Origin of the sequence: Bacillus nitratireducens (genome assembly GCF_001884135.1) — a bacterium.
Classification (GTDB): domain Bacteria; phylum Bacillota; class Bacilli; order Bacillales; family Bacillaceae_G; genus Bacillus_A; species Bacillus_A nitratireducens.
This window is the reverse complement of sequence record NZ_MAOC01000090.1, coordinates 26,612-44,804: the sequence shown is the minus strand read 5'-3', so window position 1 is coordinate 44,804 and position 18,193 is coordinate 26,612. Positions and strand designations below refer to the sequence as shown.

At 35.4% G+C, this 18,193-nt stretch carries 18 protein-coding genes, 1 pseudogene and 1 riboswitch; of the genes and pseudogenes, 10 read left to right on the top strand and 9 right to left on the bottom strand.

Annotated elements, in window-relative coordinates:
- Positions 1 to 55 precede the first annotated feature (55 nt).
- Positions 56 to 196, bottom strand: coding sequence for a YrzO family protein (locus BAU23_RS24625; protein WP_000894059.1), 141 nt, complete (start codon positions 194 to 196; stop codon positions 56 to 58).
- Positions 197 to 217: 21 nt separating this feature from the next.
- Complete coding sequence (locus BAU23_RS24620; RefSeq protein ID WP_016128214.1) at positions 218 to 1,186, bottom strand: DMT family transporter; 969 nt, start codon at positions 1,184 to 1,186, stop codon at positions 218 to 220.
- Positions 1,187 to 1,314: 128 nt separating this feature from the next.
- Between BAU23_RS24620 and BAU23_RS24615 the strand changes: the two genes are divergently transcribed.
- Together BAU23_RS24615 and BAU23_RS24610 are read left to right on the top strand one after the other, a co-directional pair.
- Positions 1,315 to 2,181 (top strand): LysR family transcriptional regulator, encoded by an 867-nt coding sequence (locus tag BAU23_RS24615; protein ID WP_000423045.1) that lies wholly within the window; start codon positions 1,315 to 1,317, stop codon positions 2,179 to 2,181.
- A gap of 255 nt (positions 2,182 to 2,436) precedes the next feature.
- Positions 2,437 to 2,538, top strand: a complete 102-nt coding sequence (locus BAU23_RS24610; protein WP_001021632.1) for a DUF3948 family protein — start codon at positions 2,437 to 2,439, stop codon at positions 2,536 to 2,538.
- Positions 2,539 to 2,603: 65 nt separating this feature from the next.
- Here the strand turns inward: BAU23_RS24610 and BAU23_RS24605 are convergent, their stop codons facing one another.
- On the bottom strand, positions 2,604 to 3,551 hold the full coding sequence (locus BAU23_RS24605; RefSeq protein ID WP_000657119.1) for a helix-turn-helix transcriptional regulator: 948 nt from the start codon (positions 3,549 to 3,551) through the stop codon (positions 2,604 to 2,606).
- A 133-nt stretch (positions 3,552 to 3,684) separates the two neighbouring features.
- Here BAU23_RS24605 and modA point away from each other — a divergent pair, with 133 nt between their 5' ends.
- The 3 genes from modA (at position 3,685) to BAU23_RS24590 (ending at position 6,323) form a co-directional block, all read left to right on the top strand.
- Positions 3,685 to 4,491, top strand: a complete 807-nt coding sequence (gene modA / locus BAU23_RS24600) for a molybdate ABC transporter substrate-binding protein (protein ID WP_001032234.1) — start codon at positions 3,685 to 3,687, stop codon at positions 4,489 to 4,491.
- Positions 4,492 to 4,496: 5 nt separating this feature from the next.
- Positions 4,497 to 5,171, top strand: coding sequence for a molybdate ABC transporter permease subunit (modB, locus tag BAU23_RS24595; RefSeq protein ID WP_002070208.1), 675 nt, complete (start codon positions 4,497 to 4,499; stop codon positions 5,169 to 5,171).
- A 300-nt stretch (positions 5,172 to 5,471) separates the two neighbouring features.
- On the top strand, positions 5,472 to 6,323 hold the full coding sequence (locus tag BAU23_RS24590; protein ID WP_000353556.1) for a GRP family sugar transporter: 852 nt from the start codon (positions 5,472 to 5,474) through the stop codon (positions 6,321 to 6,323).
- A gap of 67 nt (positions 6,324 to 6,390) precedes the next feature.
- On the opposite strand, the gene pnuC is transcribed toward BAU23_RS24590, so the two are convergent.
- Positions 6,391 to 7,041 (bottom strand): nicotinamide riboside transporter PnuC, encoded by a 651-nt coding sequence (gene pnuC, locus BAU23_RS24585; protein WP_071735314.1) that lies wholly within the window; start codon positions 7,039 to 7,041, stop codon positions 6,391 to 6,393.
- Positions 7,042 to 7,228: 187 nt separating this feature from the next.
- Between pnuC and proC the strand changes: the two genes are divergently transcribed.
- The 4 genes from proC to BAU23_RS24565 all read left to right on the top strand — a co-directional run bounded on the left by proC (position 7,229) and on the right by BAU23_RS24565 (position 12,947).
- On the top strand, positions 7,229 to 8,032 hold the full coding sequence (proC, locus tag BAU23_RS24580) for a pyrroline-5-carboxylate reductase (RefSeq protein WP_071735312.1): 804 nt from the start codon (positions 7,229 to 7,231) through the stop codon (positions 8,030 to 8,032).
- A 1-nt stretch (position 8,033) separates the two neighbouring features.
- Positions 8,034 to 8,867: an aldo/keto reductase gene (locus BAU23_RS24575; protein ID WP_071735310.1), complete on the top strand. Its 834-nt coding sequence runs from the start codon at positions 8,034 to 8,036 to the stop codon at positions 8,865 to 8,867.
- Between the two features lie 154 nt (positions 8,868 to 9,021).
- A riboswitch (SAM riboswitch) is annotated at positions 9,022 to 9,126 on the top strand.
- Between the two features lie 132 nt (positions 9,127 to 9,258).
- On the top strand, positions 9,259 to 10,899 hold the full coding sequence (locus BAU23_RS24570; RefSeq protein WP_000726457.1) for a peptide ABC transporter substrate-binding protein: 1,641 nt from the start codon (positions 9,259 to 9,261) through the stop codon (positions 10,897 to 10,899).
- A 407-nt stretch (positions 10,900 to 11,306) separates the two neighbouring features.
- Positions 11,307 to 12,947: a peptide ABC transporter substrate-binding protein gene (locus tag BAU23_RS24565; RefSeq protein WP_071735308.1), complete on the top strand. Its 1,641-nt coding sequence runs from the start codon at positions 11,307 to 11,309 to the stop codon at positions 12,945 to 12,947.
- Between the two features lie 45 nt (positions 12,948 to 12,992).
- On the opposite strand, the pseudogene BAU23_RS30975 reads toward BAU23_RS24565, so the two are convergent.
- Positions 12,993 to 13,190, bottom strand: a pseudogene (locus tag BAU23_RS30975) (ABC-2 transporter permease); the annotation flags it as partial.
- A 144-nt stretch (positions 13,191 to 13,334) separates the two neighbouring features.
- On the opposite strand from BAU23_RS30975, the gene BAU23_RS24555 reads away from it, so the two are divergent.
- On the top strand, positions 13,335 to 13,802 hold the full coding sequence (locus BAU23_RS24555) for a YusW family protein (protein WP_001221528.1): 468 nt from the start codon (positions 13,335 to 13,337) through the stop codon (positions 13,800 to 13,802).
- Positions 13,803 to 13,818: 16 nt separating this feature from the next.
- Here BAU23_RS24555 and BAU23_RS24550 read toward each other — a convergent pair whose 3' ends face one another.
- Genes BAU23_RS24550 through BAU23_RS24535 form a run of 4 tightly spaced genes read right to left on the bottom strand, consistent with a single transcriptional unit; the run spans position 13,819 to position 18,184 of the window.
- Positions 13,819 to 15,429, bottom strand: coding sequence for a peptide ABC transporter substrate-binding protein (locus tag BAU23_RS24550; protein WP_000714124.1), 1,611 nt, complete (start codon positions 15,427 to 15,429; stop codon positions 13,819 to 13,821).
- 13 nt (positions 15,430 to 15,442) lie between these two features.
- Positions 15,443 to 16,216, bottom strand: coding sequence for an ABC transporter ATP-binding protein (locus BAU23_RS24545; protein ID WP_000205657.1), 774 nt, complete (start codon positions 16,214 to 16,216; stop codon positions 15,443 to 15,445).
- Entirely contained in the window at positions 16,213 to 17,223 is a 1,011-nt protein-coding gene (locus BAU23_RS24540; RefSeq protein ID WP_000057275.1) for an ABC transporter ATP-binding protein, read from the bottom strand. The genes BAU23_RS24545 and BAU23_RS24540 overlap by 4 nt, the downstream gene beginning before the upstream one ends.
- Positions 17,180 to 18,184 carry an ABC transporter permease gene (locus BAU23_RS24535; RefSeq protein WP_000501527.1) on the bottom strand — a complete coding sequence of 335 codons (1,005 nt, stop codon included), beginning with the start codon at positions 18,182 to 18,184 and terminating at the stop codon, positions 17,180 to 17,182. The genes BAU23_RS24540 and BAU23_RS24535 overlap by 44 nt, the downstream gene beginning before the upstream one ends.
- Positions 18,185 to 18,193 lie beyond the last annotated feature (9 nt).

Sequence of the window (18,193 nt, the reverse complement as noted above, 5' to 3'; positions counted from 1 at the left end):
TGTCCCCTTTCCCCTTTATATAGAAAAAGACGACCGTCTATGCCCGGTCGTCTTTTTAATTTTTTCTTTCCTTCAATTCTCTTAAAAGCTGTATCAATTCAGCTTGTTGTTTTATATTCTTACGACCGTTTCGATTAATTGCCGCAAGCTCGCAGGCAACTCCAGCAGCAAAGAAAAACAATAAACTTTCTAACATATAAAATCCTCCAGTTGCCTATTAAACAGCTTGGCGCAATTGCTTTTCTTGCAACATTTGTTTATTTGCATTTTCTTCTTTTCTCTGACAAACATTATTACGAATAAGCGCTGCAATAACAAATAATGTTCCTACAATATCAAATGTTGTTATTTTATACCCTTGCATCATCATAATAACTAAAGTAGTAATTGGCACAAAGTTAATAAATAAAATACCATTAATGGATGATAAGATTTTCACACCGTAGTTCCAAGCAAGTAGTGCTACGATACCTGGTAATGTCATCATAAATAACAAATCATACTTCACAATAGAAATCGTTTCCATACTTGGAACAGATACATATCCAAGCACTGTAATGACTACAGTTATCATCCCTGTGACAGTTGTACCCAATACACACGTCAAAGTAGAATAGCGTAATGTTGACCAATCGCTACACGTTTGACCACCCATCGTATAAATTACCCATCCTACAACACCAACAAATATAAATGCTAGCGAAAACATGTTATCTTTCAATGTTAAAAAGAAACTCATATCACCTTTCGTAATAACAAATATAGCCCCTACAAACGCGATAATCATGCTCGTTATCATATACTTCTTCGGCTTTATATTTTTATATCCCCATAAAATACAAATTGAAATCATCGGCATCAGCGCCTCCATAATAGAAGCTACCATTACACCTGATTTCCCCATTAACATTTGTCCTAGAAAAATTAATACATTATATACGGTAAACGCCATTGTTCCAAAAAAGACGAGTAACTTTCCTCTTCCCTCTAAGCGAAATGCCTTCTTACCTTCTTTCATTAGCAACAATACAATCAATACGATCGCCACCGCTCCGTAGCGAATAAGTGAAAAATAAAATGGATCTATGTATTCTAACGCATGATCAGCAACCGGAAACATTGCTCCCCATGACATACTTGCAATTAAACATGCTAAAGCCCCTATTATCATTTGACCTCTTCTCACCATAATCCCCCCGCTTCTTTCTATTTGCACAAAGAGAATTGTAAAAGAAAAAATATATCACGTAAAATGATTCAAAATGATGTTAACTATCACTTATAATGATAGTTAACATCAAGGAGGATCGTACTATGGAATTAAGAGACTTACAAATCTTCCAGAGCGTTGCCGACCAAGGTAGTGTAAGTGGCGCAGCAAAGGAATTAAATTACGTACAATCAAATGTAACCGCACGTATTAAACAATTAGAAAACGAGCTAAAAACACCGCTCTTTTACCGTCATAAACGAGGCATGACTTTAACGGCTGAAGGAAGAAAAATGCTCGTTTATGTTCATAAAATTTTGCAAGATGTTGAAGAGCTAAAACAAGTGTTTTTAGATAGCGAAACACCATCTGGTATATTAAAAATTGGTACAGTCGAAACAGTAAGCACATTGCCTACCATTTTGTCTTCTTACTATAAGAGCTATCCAAATGTTGATTTATCATTACAAGCTGGTCTAACAGAAGAACTTATTAGAGAAGTAATCGATCACCAATTAGATGGTGCATTTATATCAGGGCCTATTAAACATCCACTAATTGAACAATACGATGTTAGTACCGAAAAACTAATGCTTGTTACACAAAATAAAGCTTTTCATATAGAAGAATTCACTACGACGCCCCTACTCGTTTTTAATCAAGGATGTGGATACCGTTCCAAGCTAGAACGTTGGCTTAAAGATGAAGGTTTGCTGCCAAAAAGAATTATGGAATTTAATATATTAGAAACAATACTAAACAGTGTTGCACTCGGCCTTGGTATTACACTCGTACCGCAGTCTGCTGTCCACCATCTTTCTAAAGCTGGTAAGGTACATTGTCATGCAATCCCTGAAAAATACGGTAGTATTTCAACGGTTTTCATACGCCGTAAAGATAGCTATATGACGAATTCAATGCGTAGCTTTTTAAAAACAATTGAAGAGCATCATCATATCAATATGCTTTGAAGGACATTCTTACACGAATGTCTTTTTTTCTTACAAAAGTGTAAGTCTTCCGTAAGCTAATTCGATAGTTGCAGGCGATCATATTTCCTATAATTAAGACATAAAGCAGGGCAACAACAATTCGAAAAGGAGCGGATACGCATGATAAACAAAATGAAATCAAACAAATTTTTAAATACAATGGGCATGGTGCTATCCGCACTTGTCGATGCAAAAGCAGTTGCAACTACATTAAACAAATAAGGAGAGATTATTATGAACATCATTACATTTAACAAATCAGACTTTATCGGACTTGCAAGTGGAGCAACTCTTCTTACAGCTTTCATTTACACACTTGCTCAAAGTCTCGTTTAACACTTTGCTTCCCCAAACCCCTTTATATATAGAAAAAGCTGCTCGTCTTATAGACAAGCAGCTTTTTAGTTTGTTTCATATATAATTTGACCTGTTTTCGTCATATCGTATCCGCCAATTGCTTTTAATTCATTATGAAATTCTTCCGATTGCAGAATGTCTTTCATAAACTCAATAAGCTCTTCATTTTCTTTATTCTTCAAAATTACTAAATCATACTGTTCTTTCATTATTGGAATAAAGTCTACATTTACAATTTGCGAAAACTTTTCTGACCCTACTCCAACATCAGCTTTTCCATTCGCAACTTGCGAAGCAACACCAAGGTGATTCGATTCTTCCCATTCATAACCGCTAATATCTTCTTTATTTATTTTTCGAATTCGCAATTGCTCATCCACTAATACCCTAATACCGGAACCCTTTTCTCGATTTATAAATCGTATAGATGACTGAGATAAATCAGCCCATGTTTTTATATTTTTTGGATTCCCTTTTTGCACATAAAACCCTACATTTCTTGATAATAAATTAATCATAATACATGGTTGTCCAACTAAAATACGTTTTACGTAAGGAACATTATACGTACCCGTTTCCCCATCGAACAAATGCAGGCTAACGACACTTCCTTCTCCTTGGTACAGCTTCACTAAACTCGTTAAACTACCTTGATACGCTCTTAATATATTAGAATTTGGCATACGATTTTCTATATGTTTTGCCAACATATCTAACGTTAGTTCTTGCCCGCTAATAATACATGTATTCGAGGTACTATTACCATCGTTCTTTACAGGAACAACTTGCACCTTACCAGTTTTCATTTGCTTTATATATTGTTCTAAATCCGCTGCATCAATGCGCATCTGTCTACCAACTCTATAAGAAGGCAGTTCTCCTTTTTTAATTAAGTCGTATACAGTTAGTTTTGATACTTTTAATCGCTTTGCTACTTCTTCCGTTGTGTAGGAATGATGATCCATAGACGATTCCTCACTTTCTTCTTTCATTGTAACAAAGAAAAGAATATTTCTCCTATTTTTTCAAAATAGCTATATGTTCAAATTATATTCAATTATAACTAGTTATAATTAGTTATATTTAGTTATAATTAAATGTGTCAAAATGAAAGGGGACTTTTTTATGAACAAATTTACATTACGATCCATTGGGGCACTTATACTTTCTTTTCTTCTTATATTTAGTGCTGCATGTACAAGCGGAGAAAAGAAAGAGAAATCAACTGCTAAAGAAGGAAAAACAGTAGAACTTACTATATCCGCTGCTGCAAGCTTACAAGATGCACTAAAAGAAATTGAAACAAAATATAAAGAAAAAGAACCTAATATTAAACTTTCTTTTAACTTCGGTGCTTCTGGTGCACTTCAACAACAAATTGAACAAGGTGCGCCTGCTGATTTATTCTTCTCAGCAGCAGAAGATAAATTTCAAACTCTTGTTAAAAAAGGATTCATTGATGAAAAAGAAGGGAAAAATCTTCTTGGGAATGAACTCGTTCTAGTTGTCCCAAAAGATAGTTCTCTTACAAAATTCCAAGATTTAAAAGATGAAAAAATCAAGAAAATTGCACTTGGTACACCTGAATCCGTACCTGCGGGAAAATACGCAAAGGCTTCTCTCACACATGAAAATATTTGGAATGACATTCAAAATAAAGTCGTATTTACAAAAGACGTTCGCCAAGTGTTAACATATGTAGAAACAGGCAATGTCGATGCTGGTATCGTATACAAAACGGATGCTCTTATTTCAGACAAAGTAAAGATTGGTGAGACAGCAGCAGCTACCTCTCATGAGCCAATTCACTATCCTTTAGGTGTTATAAAAGAATCTAAGCACAAGAAAGAGGCGACTTCATTTTATGAGTATTTGCAGTCAAAAGATGCACAATCTATCTTTAAAAAATATGGATTTACAGTCCTATCATAATTGCCATGAGCTTTGATGCTATTTTGTCACCAATCTTTCTATCTTTACGAGTAGCTGCATGCGCCACCATTATCGTTACAATTTTAGGGACGATTATCGGGCGAGCGCTAGCACGCTCCTCATGGAGATATAAAGTAATACTAGAAACTATTTTCTTATTACCAATGGTACTTCCGCCAACTGTAATCGGCTTTTTTCTCATTATCATTTTTGGAAATAATAGTCCCATTGGAATGTGGATAGAATCATTATTTCAGCAGTCTATTATGTTTACATCCACTGCTGCTATCATTGCTTCTACAGTCGTTGCATTTCCACTCATGTACCAATCAGCAAAAACAGGATTTTCTATTGCAAATGTACAAATTGAAGAAAGTGCTCGTGACCTTGGTGCGAGTGAATATCAAGTTTTCCTGCACGTTACACTCCCACTTGCATTTCCTGCCTTACTAAGCGGAATGATTTTGAGCTTTGTTCGTGCGCTCGGTGAGTTTGGTGCTACACTCATGTTTGCTGGGAACATTCCTGGTAAAACACAGACTATCCCAACTGCAATTTATATGGCGATTGATGCAAGTAATATGCAACTCGCCTGGACACTTGTAGTTATTACTATTAGTATGTCACTCCTATTTCTGCTATGTATTCAGCTTATTAATAAAAGAATTACTAACTCTTAAAGCAGCTTTTTTCGAAGCTGCTTCTTTATTTCTCAGGAAATAAAATATACCGCCGGGAAATAACTGAATTTTACCCCTTATTAAAATATACATTTTATTTGAATTCACTTTCTAAAATAGGCAATTTCCTGTTATTATATGGAGGTGTTTCAAAAAATGAAGAAATGAAAACGCATTTATATCGTAAGTTCTTCATCCTGTTTTAGCGATCGGTAATCTTCTACTCTATTAGTGGGGCATTACCGATCGTTAGAACGATATGTAATTATATTGGTATAGAAAACCGAAGGGAGTCTTGTAATGGACATTTTATTAGCGCTTCTTCCTGCAATCGCATGGGGAAACATCTTATTAGTAAGCGTAAAAATGGGCGGTGGTGCATATAGCCAAACGGTAGGTATGACAATCGGTGCTCTATTCTTCGCAACAGTTATGTATGTATTTACTCAACCAGTTTTAACAATGACAGTCTTAATTGTTGGTTTTATTTCAGGTTTATTCTGGGCTTTAGGACAAGTAAACCAATTAAAAACAGTTGAAAAATTAGGTGTTTCAACTACTGTAACGATTTCTACTGGTATGCAACTTGTTGCAACTTCTATCTTTGGGGTTATCGCTTTCCGTGAGTGGACTACTACAACAACGATTGTTCTGGGAACGATTGCAATCCTATTAATCGTAGTTGGTGTTGTATTCACATCACTAGACGACAAAGAAAATGCACAGCCACCAGGACAATTGAAAAAAGGACTTCTTACTTTAATTGTTTCTACTTTCGGCTACCTTGTATATGTAATTATTATTCGTTGGTATAATATCGATGGTTGGTCTGCTATTTTACCACAAGCAGTTGGTATGTTTGTTGGTGCGGTTGTACTGACATCTAAACATAAACCATTTAACAAATATGCAATGCGTAATGCTTTATCTGGTTTACTATGGGGAACTGGAAACTTATTCTTACTTCTTTCATTACCACGTGTCGGAGTAGCAACAAGCTTCCCATTATCTCAAACTGGAATCGTTATCTCAACATTCGGTGCGATTGTATTCTTAGGCGAAAAGAAAACAAAACGTCAATTGATCTTTATTGCACTAGGTAGTGTTTTAATTATCGGTGGCGCTGTATTGCTTGGTATGACGAAAGCATAAGCTTATATTCTATTAATAAACCCCTGAAGTATATGTGCTTCAGGGGTTTTTCTCTTCCAATTGTTTTCTAAATATAATTATTTACATGCACTTGTTTTTTATAGTTGTTCTTCCACTCTAGCAAACCAGCTACACATATAAAGAGATTAATAACAGCTAATATTAGCATGACGTATAAACCTGTGGAAATATAAATCACAATGCTAACCACGTTATACAAAATCCATAAATACCAGTTTTCTAAAATTTTTCGACTTAGCATAAATTGAGCTACTAATCCTAGTACAGCATTTAAAGCGTCTAAATATGGACTAGTTGATTCTAAATAACGGATTTGATAATAGCCCCAACCAATCCAAGCAACTAACATAAAGATTATATAAATAGTCCACCCTTTTACACCTAAACGAACTGTTGCTTTTACCTCTTCCTCCCCACTACGTGCAATCCAATAATACCAACCATATACATTAAATATAAATTGAAAGGCTGCCAATACTGCCATTGCATATAAACCTTGCGTAATGAAAATATACAGAAATATCGCAACCGTAATCATGCCAAACAAAAAGTTAGATACCCTTTCCCTCGCTAATAACCAAACATTAATAATCCCCATAACCGATGCGAAAATTTCAATATAACTCGATTGAATATAAAATCCAACCAATACGCAAATAATACTAGAAATGAATAAAAAAAGTGGACTTCTGACCATAATCATCTCTCCCCAGATGTATAATAAATTCCCTATCACCAGTATAAGGAATAGCTCTCCCCTTTACCATGAATTCCCTCCTCCTCGTTATCCATTCCATCTACGGTAAGTCTTTTCTTTTTACAAAATTCTCTTAAAAATGGTATCGTTTTTTATAACATATCTCCACTGGAAAGGAATAAAGGATATGCTAACTAAACATCGAATTCTATTTATTGGCGCTGGTCGTATGGCAGAAGCTATATTTTCCGGATTACTTAAAACAAGCAAAGAATACATCGAAGAAATTATTGTTTCTAACCGAAGCAACGTAGAAAAGCTAGAACAATTACAAGGGCGATATAATGTGTCTACTACAACAGATTGGAAGCAGCATGTTACATCTGTTGATACGATTGTTTTAGCAATGCCGCCTTCTGCACATGAAGAATTATTAGCAGAGTTATCTCCGTTACTATCGAATCAACTTGTCGTAACGGTAGCTGCTGGCATTGGCACATCTTATTTAGAAGAAAGACTTCCCGGGGGAACACCCGTTGCTTGGATTATGCCAAATACAGCTGCTGAAATTGGAAAGTCTATCTCCTTATATACAATGGGACAATCAGTAACCGAGATGCATCAAGAAACCCTGCAACTGCTTTTAAGAGGCATTGGTACTTCGCAACTTTGCACCGAGGAAGAAGTTCATCAGCTTACTGCAGTTACTGGAAGTGCACCAGCCTTCCTTTATTACTTTGCTGAAAGCTTAATTGAAGCAACAAAAAGTTATGGAGTCGATGAAGCAACTGCCAAACACCTTGTCATTCAAATGATTTCTGGCTCTGCTTCTATGCTTGAACAAACGCAAGATCCAGCTAACCTCCGCGAACAAGTAACAACACCAGGCGGTTCCACAGCTGAAGGTCTCAAAGCTTTATATGAATATAATTTTTCAGAGGCAATTCAAAAGGCAGTAGAAGCAACAAACAAAAAAGCTAGGGGGAATTAATATGACTTTAACAAGTTTAAACGACTACACAACATTACATAACGGCGTAAAAATGCCTTGGTTCGGTTTAGGTGTTTTTAAAGTAGAAGATGGTTCAGAAGTAATTGAATCTGTAAAAGCAGCTATTAAAAATGGCTATCGCAGCATTGATACTGCAGCAATTTATCAAAACGAAGAAGGCGTTGGACAAGCGATTCGTGAAGCAGGTGTTTCACGTGAAGAATTATTTATTACATCAAAAGTATGGAATAGCGATCAAGGGTATGAAACAACACTTCAAGCATTTGAAACTACATTAGAGAAATTAGGTCTAGAATATTTAGATTTATATTTAGTACATTGGCCTGTAAAAGGGAAATATACTGAATCATGGAAAGCGTTAGAAAAACTTTATAAAGACGGCCGTGTTCGTGCAATTGGTGTGAGTAATTTCCACATTCACCACTTACAAGACGTATTTGAAATTGCTGAAATTAAGCCTATGGTTAACCAAGTGGAATACCATCCACGTTTAGCACAAGAAGAATTGCACACTTTCTGTAAAGAGCATGGTATTCAACTTGAAGCTTGGTCACCATTAATGCAAGGACAACTACTAGATCACCCAACATTACAAGAAATTGCTACAAAATATAATAAATCGACTGCACAAGTGATTCTACGCTGGGATCTACAAAATGAAGTTGTAACGATTCCTAAATCAATTAAAGAACACCGCATCATTGAAAATGCGAACATCTTTGATTTTGAATTAAGCTCGGATGATATGAAAGCAATTCAAGCTTTAAATGAAAATCACCGCGTTGGTCCAGATCCGGATAACTTTAACTTCTAATAGGGAAACCACTGCCATATGCAGTGGTTTTTTTATTTTTAATAAAACTGAAAATTTAAACTATATTCCATTTGATTGACACTTCATTATCTAAGGTGTAAGATTTTGAATTATCAAAGAAACACAAAAATTAATAAAATTTATTTGTTTACTCATTGTATCAAGAGAGGTGGAGGGACTGGCCCTTTGAAACCTCGGCAGCAGGTTCATTTTGAATACTGTGCCACTTCCTGCAAGCTTTGTGCTTGAAAGATAGAATGAGGGACTTCGTTTATATACGGGTGCATAACTTGTACGTAAAAATCCCTCTTTCTCAATACGAAAAGAGGGATTTTTTATTTTTCATTTCCCTCATCATCATCCAAACTTAATTATTTAGGAGGAAAATCAAATGAAAAAGAAGTTTGTACCCGGTATTGCATCAGTTGTAGGAGTAAGTATTTTATTAACTGGTTGCGGTAGTTATAAAAACGAAGCAAGCGGAGCAAATGCAAAAGACGAGGCACCTAGTAAACAGGTTTTAAACCTATCTTCACCTACTGAAATACGAACAATGGATACAGCTCGTGCTACAGATACTGATTCTGGTCAAGTAATGAGAAATGTATTTGAAGGTTTGTATAATCTTGGTGAAGGTAACAAACCTGTCCCTGGTGTTGCAAAATCTCATGAAGTAAGTGGCGATAAAACAAAATACACATTCCACCTGCGAGATTCAAAATGGTCAAACGGCACTCCTGTTACAGCGAAAGATTTTGTCTTCGCTTGGCAAAGAGCTGTTGATCCAGCGACAGCCTCTGAATACGCATTTCTATTCTTTGATATTAAAAATGCAACAAAAATTAACAACAAAGAACTTCCAGCCGATCAACTTGGTGTAAAAGCAATTGATGACCATACGTTTGAGGTAGAATTAGAACGTCCTGTTCCGTACTTTATTAGCTTAACAGCGTTCCCAACATTTCTACCAATTAACGAGGAATTCTTTAAAGCACAAGGTGATAAGTACGCTTTAGAAGATAATACAATCTTGTACAACGGAGCTTTTACACTAAACGATTGGAAGCACGAACAAAGCTTTAAATTCAAGAAAAACCCTACCTATTGGGATAAAGATACTGTCAAACTGGAAGAAATCAATTTTAACGTCGTAAAAGAAAAATCTACAGAAGTAAATTTATTCGAGTCAAAACAATTAGATCGTATCAAACTAACATCTGACTTCGTTGATAAATATAAAAAGGATGCTAACTTTAAAGAACGCCCAAACGTAGGGGTACAGTTTTTACGTATGAATCAACAAAACAAAGTACTTCAAAACGTTTCTGCACGCCAAGCAATTGCTCAAACAATTGATCGAAAATCCTTTGTAAATACGTTATTAAATGACGGCTCTACACCAACCTTGAGTCTCGTGCCGAAAAACTTTGCAAAAGGGCCTGATGGAAAAGACTTCCGTACTGCAAACGGCGATTTAACAAAAGTTGATACAACATCTGCACAAGAATTATGGAAAAAAGCAAAAAAAGAACTTGGTTCTGAAAAGATAACATTAGAATTATTAACAAGTGATGGTGACCTTGAGAAGAAAACTGGTGAGTTCCTAAAAGGACAACTAGAAAAGAATTTAGATGGCTTAACAGTAAATATAAAACCGCAACCACGTAAACAACAAGTTTCACTTTTATTAAAAGGTGACTACGAGATTGGAATTGACGGTTGGAGCCCTGACTTTGCGGATCCAATTACATTCCTTGAGTTATTTACAACGAATAACCCTTACAACTTAGACCATTACTCTAATAAGGAATTCGATGAAACAATAGCAAAAGTGAAAACAACTTTAGCTGGTGATGAAAAAGCTCGCTGGGACGCATTACTAGCATCCGAGAAAATATTATTTAAAGACTCTGTTATCGCTCCTCTTTACCAAAAAGGCGAATCTTATTTAGAACGTTCTTATGTGAAAGGAATTGTACAAGTAGACTTTGCAGGCCAATTAAACTTCAAGTGGGCAAAAATTGAAAAATAAAGTGAAACTTTAATCAGTGGTTTTTTCTTCATCCCCACTGATTATTAGCCCGTACCAATTGTTTTTTTAGCAAAACATATTAAAAGCAGGTTCCCCAATACGAGGAAATCTGCTTTTTTAATATATTATTCTAAGAAATTAACAATCTATTTTTATTATTGACATATAGTTCTTTCCAGTGTTAATATTCTAAATAATCAAAGAAACAAAATATTTAACCATCAAAATATAATGTCTACAAAGTTGAAACATATAACGCCAGATTATAGTTCAACATGTATATACATATAGAACACCTGATTACCTATATACACATATTTAGAATAGGTTTTCTCTTCTTCTATAGCTACACTTCAAGACATGGACATTATGACGTTACGAACAACACATTTAGGGAGGAAAGAACAATGAAGAAAAAAGTTGTACCTGTTGTTGCATCTGTTTTAGGGGCAAGTCTACTACTAACTGCTTGCGGGGGAAATAAAGATAATGCAGGCGGAGCAAAAGCGAACGATAAAGCACCTGATAAACAAGCGATTAACTTATCATTTGCTTCAGAAATTCCAACAATGGATGTTGCAAAAGCAACGGATGGGGAATCCATGAACGTAATGCGAAATGTTTTCGAAGGTTTATATGCAATGGGAGAAGATAATAAACCGATTCCTGGTGTTGCTGAGTCGGTTGACGTAAGTCCCGATAAAACAAAATATACATTCCACCTGCGTGATTCAAAATGGTCAAACGGTACTCCTGTAACAGCAAAAGACTTTGTCTTCGCTTGGCAACGTGCCGTAAACCCTGAAACAGCAGCTGAATATGCATTCTTATTCTTCGATATACAGAATGCAAAACAAATAAACCAAAAACAATTACCAGTTGATCAATTAGGCATCAAAGCTCTTGATGACAAAACTTTAGAAGTACAACTAGATCGTCCTGTTCCCTACTTCTTAAGCTTAACGACATTCTCAACATTCTTACCAATTAATGAAGACTATTTAAAATCTCAAGGCGATAAATACGGTTTAGAAACAAATCATTTAATTTACAATGGTGCTTTCACATTAGATAACTGGAAACACGAACAAAGCTTCCAATTGAAGAAGAACCCTAACTATTGGGATGCTAAAACTGTAAAATTAGAAGCAATCAACTTCAATGTCGTTAAAGATAAGTCTACAGAAGTTAACTTATATGATTCAGGACAAATTGACCGTGTTGCTTTAACTGCGGAGTTTGTTGATAAATATAAAGGTGATCCAAACTTCAAGGAACGCGCTGAAGTCGGCATTCAATTCTTACGACTAAATCAGAAAAATGCAGTATTAAAAAATCAACATGCACGCCTTGCTATTAACGGTGCAATGAATAAAAAAGCGTACGTAGAAACAATTTTAAATAACGGTGCAATCCCAGCAGAAGGAATGGTTCCTGCGAAATTCGCAAAAAGTCCAGACGGTAATGACTTCCGTAAAGAAAACGGAAATCTAGTCAAAGATGATGTGAAAACAGCGAAAGAAAACTGGAAAAAAGCAAAGCAAGAACTTGGTACTGACAAAGTAACAATTGAACTATTAACAAGCGATAATGCTCTAGCTAAAAAGACTGGTGAATATTTAAAAGGTGAACTAGAAAAGAACCTAGATGGATTAACAGTGAATTTAAAACCACAACCACGTAAACAACAGTTGAAACTACTATTAAGTGGTGATTATGAAATTGGGATTGATGGCTGGGGCCCTGACTTCGCTGATCCAATTACATTCTTAGATTTATTTACAACAGATAGTGCTTATAACTTCGATAAATACTCTAACAAAGAGTACGATGAGCTCATTCATAAAGTGAAAACAGATTTAGCTGGTGATGAAAAGGCTCGCTTTGAAGCAATGAAGCAAGCTGAAAAAATCCTATTACAAGATGGTGCTGTCGCTCCTTTATACCAACAAGGTCGCTCTTATCTACAACGCGGATTCATTAAAGGACTTGTAACAACTGACTTCGGCGGTGAGTTTAACTACAAATGGACAGAAGTTGCAAAATAATAAACGCTAGTAAAAAGGTATCCCATGAAGGATACCTTTTTTATTTTATACTTCTTTAACTACATGACTTCTTCTCTTTACTATTCCTTTTATAGATACAGTAATTACTGCTACCAATTGTGTAACCAATATAATAACTAATAATGAAATAATATTTTCCTCTAAACTAACTCCTCCAAATATTATTGTATAATAGCCATTTGCTGCATATGTTGCGGGAAATAATTCGCCGATTGTTTGAAATGCCTATATACATACCATTTTTTCAATTTAATTAATACATAAGCATGTGTCCCCCTTAAGTAAATAATTCATTTGGTTTATACATAATTACATGAAATTAGGAAAAACTTGTATAGAAAGAAGTTACATAAGGAGGAATTTATAATGAGAATTTTACTATCAGCTTTATTAGCACTTATGCTAGTACCTGCATTAACAGGATGTAAAGCTCCTGCAAAAGAAGATACAACTTCTAATAAGAAAACGACTGAAGAAGCAAAAAAAGAGGCTCCTGCAGATTTAAAACTAAACTTTAATGAATTTGATTTAAAAGCAGACTATCAAGATACGAAGAAAGACTACGAAGCTGATTATAAAAATGTAGCAGCCGATAAAAAAATGGAAGCAAAGGTTGAAGACCATAAAGCAGATGTAAAATTAACAGGCGACGAGGCTATTACAAAATTAAGCCCACTTCTACAAGAATTAAAATTTGATAAAGATACTCCTGACCAAGAAGTAATTGATCAAGTAGTAAACGTGTTCAAACTTGATAAAGACTACCAAAAATTCGATTTAGAAGTTGTCTTCTCTGATGGAACGAAAAAAGAATATAAAAGAGAAATAAAATAAAGAAGTAGGCGATTGCCTACTTCTTTATTTTTGCATATCTTAGTTCTGGACTAGACCCAATAATGAATTGGACGCCAGATACTGATGATTTTTGTAAATACGAAGCACTTGGGAAAATAATTGGGATTAATGGTGTATCATCAAACATAATATCTTCTGCTTTATGCAATAAGTCAAAACGCTTATCTTCGTTTTGTTCAACTTCTGCTTCTTTGATTAATGCATCAAATTCTTTATTATGCCATTTTGCATAGTTGTTTGGACCATCACCTGCATATAAATCTAGTTTAGTAATCGGATCCAATAGAGAGCCGCCCCATCCCATATAAGCTAATTGGAAATCACTTTGCTTATATGTGTCGATGTAACTCTTCCACTCTTTATTTTCTAATTTAATATCTACACCAAGATTTTTCTTAAACATTTCTTGCATTGCTTCTGCTACTTTTTTATGTTGTGTATCTGTAGTGAATTTTAATGTTACTTCAGGTAATGTAGACCAACCTTGCTCTTTCATGCCCTCTTCTAATAATTTTTTCGCTTCTGCTGAATCGAATTTTACGTAATCGCCTTTTTCTTTACGGAAATCACGACCACCTTGTGTTTTTGCTCCTTCTGGAACGAATGCATATGCTTCTTGTGCGTTATTTTTATACAGTTTTTCAACGATAAACTTACGATCAACTGCTAATGAAAATGCTTTACGTACTTTTGCATTTGTAAACGGCTCTTTTTCTACATTAAACGAATAAATATAAGATGAAAATCCTGCAACACGCTTATATTCTTTGTTCCCTTTTTCTTTTTCAATCATCTCTTGTGGTAAACCACTTAGTAAATCTAATTCTTTTGACTTGTACAATTGGTACGCTGTTTTAGAATCTGGAATAATACGAAACTCAATTTCTTTTAATGTTACCTTTTTATCATAGTATTCTTTATTTTTTTGTACTGTAATAGCTTGGTTATGCTTCCATTCTTTTAATGTGAATGGTCCGTTTGTAATTAACTCTTTTGGATCTGTTTTTAATTTATTATTATCATCAATTGATTTTTTAGATAATGGAATAAATAATGAACTTGCTAATTTTTGTTTAATAGAAGCAACTGGGTGTTCAAGTGTTACCTTTAATGTTTGAGGTTCAACAACTTGAATACCAACTTGTCCTTCTTCACCTTTTCCAGTATTATATGCCTCTGCACCTTTAATAAAATACATTTCTGTCGCATTCATAGAACCTGTTTTCGGGTTTAATAATCGCTTCCATGCGAACTCAAAATCACTTGCTGTAATAGGAGAACCATCTGACCATTTAATATCTTTCTTCAAATGAATTGTATATTCAGTTCCATCAGCATTTACTTCTTCTTTCTCTGCCAATTCATTTTGATATTTCCCATCACTATCTTGCGTATATAAACTTGAAAACAACTGTCCAATTATGTAACCCGACGTGCTATCTGTCGCAATGGCAGAATCAAGCGTATAAGGATCACTGCTAATATTCGTTACTAACCGATCTCCCTCTCCCTTACCAGCGCTCGCCTTTTGCGTCTCTTTCTTACCGCAAGCGACAGAAGTAATTGCTAATACGGTCATAATGACAAATAATAAAAACTTCTTCATTTTACATTCCCCTTTAACCTGAAATTTTTGGTGTTGATGCTAATAATGTTTTCGTATAAGAATGTTGTGGATTACGGAATACTTCGTCCGTATTTCCAAATTCAACAAGTTCTCCTTTATATAGGACAGCCACTTTTTCACATAAATAGTGAACCATCGGCAAATCGTGCGCGATAAATAAGTATGTATAGCCTTGTTCCTTTTGAATCTTTTGCAGCAAATGTACAATTTGAATTTGCAATGAAACATCTAATGCTGAAATTGGTTCATCAAGGATTAATACTTCTGGCTCACACAATAGCGCTCTTGCAATGGCAATACGTTGACGTTGTCCTCCGCTAAATTCGTGTGGATATCGATCAATATATCGTCTATCTAATCCAACACGCTCTAGTGCATCACCTGCGACTTTATCTTTCAATCCTTTATCGCCTAAACCGAATGAAATATAGCCTTCTGTTACGATATCGCGCACTTTCCAGCGCGGATTTAATGCAGCTGTGGAATCTTGAAAAATGAACTGTACTCTCTGTAAGAAATTGCGTTTATTCGCTGATTTCAGCTTATGAACAACTTGACCGTTGTAATCAATCTCACCAGATGTTGGCTTTTCAATTCCAGCAATTAATTTTCCAAGTGTTGTCTTTCCAGAACCACTTTCTCCAATAATGCCAAGCGTTGTTCCTTTTGGGATAGAAAGTGATATATCTTTTAACGCTGCGATTTCCTTATGTTTACTTCCATACGTTTTCGTTACTTGCTTAACAGTAATTAAATCTGTCGTCATGAGGCATTCACCTTCTCTTTTGATTTCGGTTTATTATGCTCCAGAATATGTTGCCAGCAATGTGAGCTATGCTCCTCAGAATATGTCGTTCTCTCTGGGAAGCGATGAATACATTCTTTTATCGCTTCTGGGCAACGATTTACAAAAGGACAACCAAAGCTATTTAACGTTTCAATGGAAGGTGTCGTTCCTTCTATAGCACGTAATACTTTTTCGGAATCGTCCATATTCGGAATTGCTTGTAATAAACTTTTTGTATACGGATGCTTAGGTGAACCTATTACTTCTTGTATCGTCCCTTTTTCAACAACACGGCCCCCGTACATAACTACCACCCGGTCAGCTACTTCACGTACAAGCGCCAAATCGTGAGTAATTAATAAAATACTCGTATTTTGTTTTTCTTTTCGCTCTTTTAATAACCCCATAATTTGCTTTTGAATCGTTACATCTAATGCCGTTGTAGGTTCATCTGCAATAACGAGCTTCGGGTGACATGAAAACGCAATGGCCAAACAAATACGTTGCCTCATACCACCGCTTAACTGATACGGGTATTGTTCAAAGCGTTTCTCTGCTTCATGTATGCCTAAATCATTTAGTAAGTTAATTGCAATTTCTTTTGCCTCTTTCTTCGATTTCTTTTCATGCTGCAAAATTACTTCTGTAATTTGCCTTCCGACCTTCATCGTCGGATTTAAAGATGAAAGCGGGTCTTGAAAGATAAAAGAAATATCTTTCCCGCGAATTTGATTCCATTCTGATTCTTGTAAATTAGTTAATTCCTTTGATTGGAAAGATACATTTCCATCATCAATATGAATTGACTCTTGATTTAAGCCGATAATTGATTGTGCTGTAACACTTTTCCCTGAACCACTTTCTCCGACAAGTGCAACTATTTCACCTTCGTTAATAGAAAAGGAAACATGCTTCACAATTGCTTGCTTACTATTCTCTTTTTCAACGGCCAACGTTACGTTTTCTAAAGATAAGATTTGTGCCATGTTTTTTCTCCTTTCGATTACGTTTTACGATTTTCGGATCAATCGCATCTTGCAAACCATCACCAATTGCATTAAATGCGAACATGATGAGTGCAATCATGATTGCCGGGAAGAATAGTTGCCACCATTCTCCGCTTAGTAACGTCCCAAGTGCATCGTTCGTCATCGTGCCCCAGCTTGCCGCTGGTGATTGTACTCCAAGTCCGATAAAGCTTAAAAATGATTCTGAGAAAATAGCTGCTGGAATTGTAAATGATAAATTTACGATAATAATCCCCGTTAAGTTTGGAATTAAATGCCCATATATAATTTTCATATGAGATGTACCTAATCGCTCTGCTGCGATAACAAATTCTCTTTGCTTTAAAGATAAGACTTGCGCTCTAATGAGACGTGCCATGCCAATCCATCCCGTTAACGCAAGGGCGATTATAATTGTAAAAAGTCCTGGTTTCATAACGATTAATAATAAAATAACAATTAATAAATATGGGATACCGTATAACACTTCAATTCCTCTTATAATCCACTCATCAATTAACGTTCCAAGACGATTACGCCCTCTCACGTATCCACTGAACCCTCCGATAAGTACACCGAGCCCTATATCAAGAGCTGCTGCTACCAATCCAACTGTTAGTGAAATTTTCCCACCAGCCCAAGTACGCGCCCATATGTCTCTTCCTAAATCATCTGTTCCGAACCAATGCTCACTACTAGGCGGTAAATTAGTTGCTTCTTTTACTTGTTCACTCGCAGTAAATGACGTTAAACTTTCGCCAATAAGCGAGAAAACAATAATTAGTAATAACGTCACTGCCCCTAAAACTGCTATAGGGTTTGATATGAACTTACGAAACACTTCCTTTTTTCGGCTAATCGTTTGCTGATCTTTATTTATCGTTAATTCTTTTTTCTCTTCATTCGTTAATAACTGGTCATTAATTTCATAAGCCCCCATTTAAACATT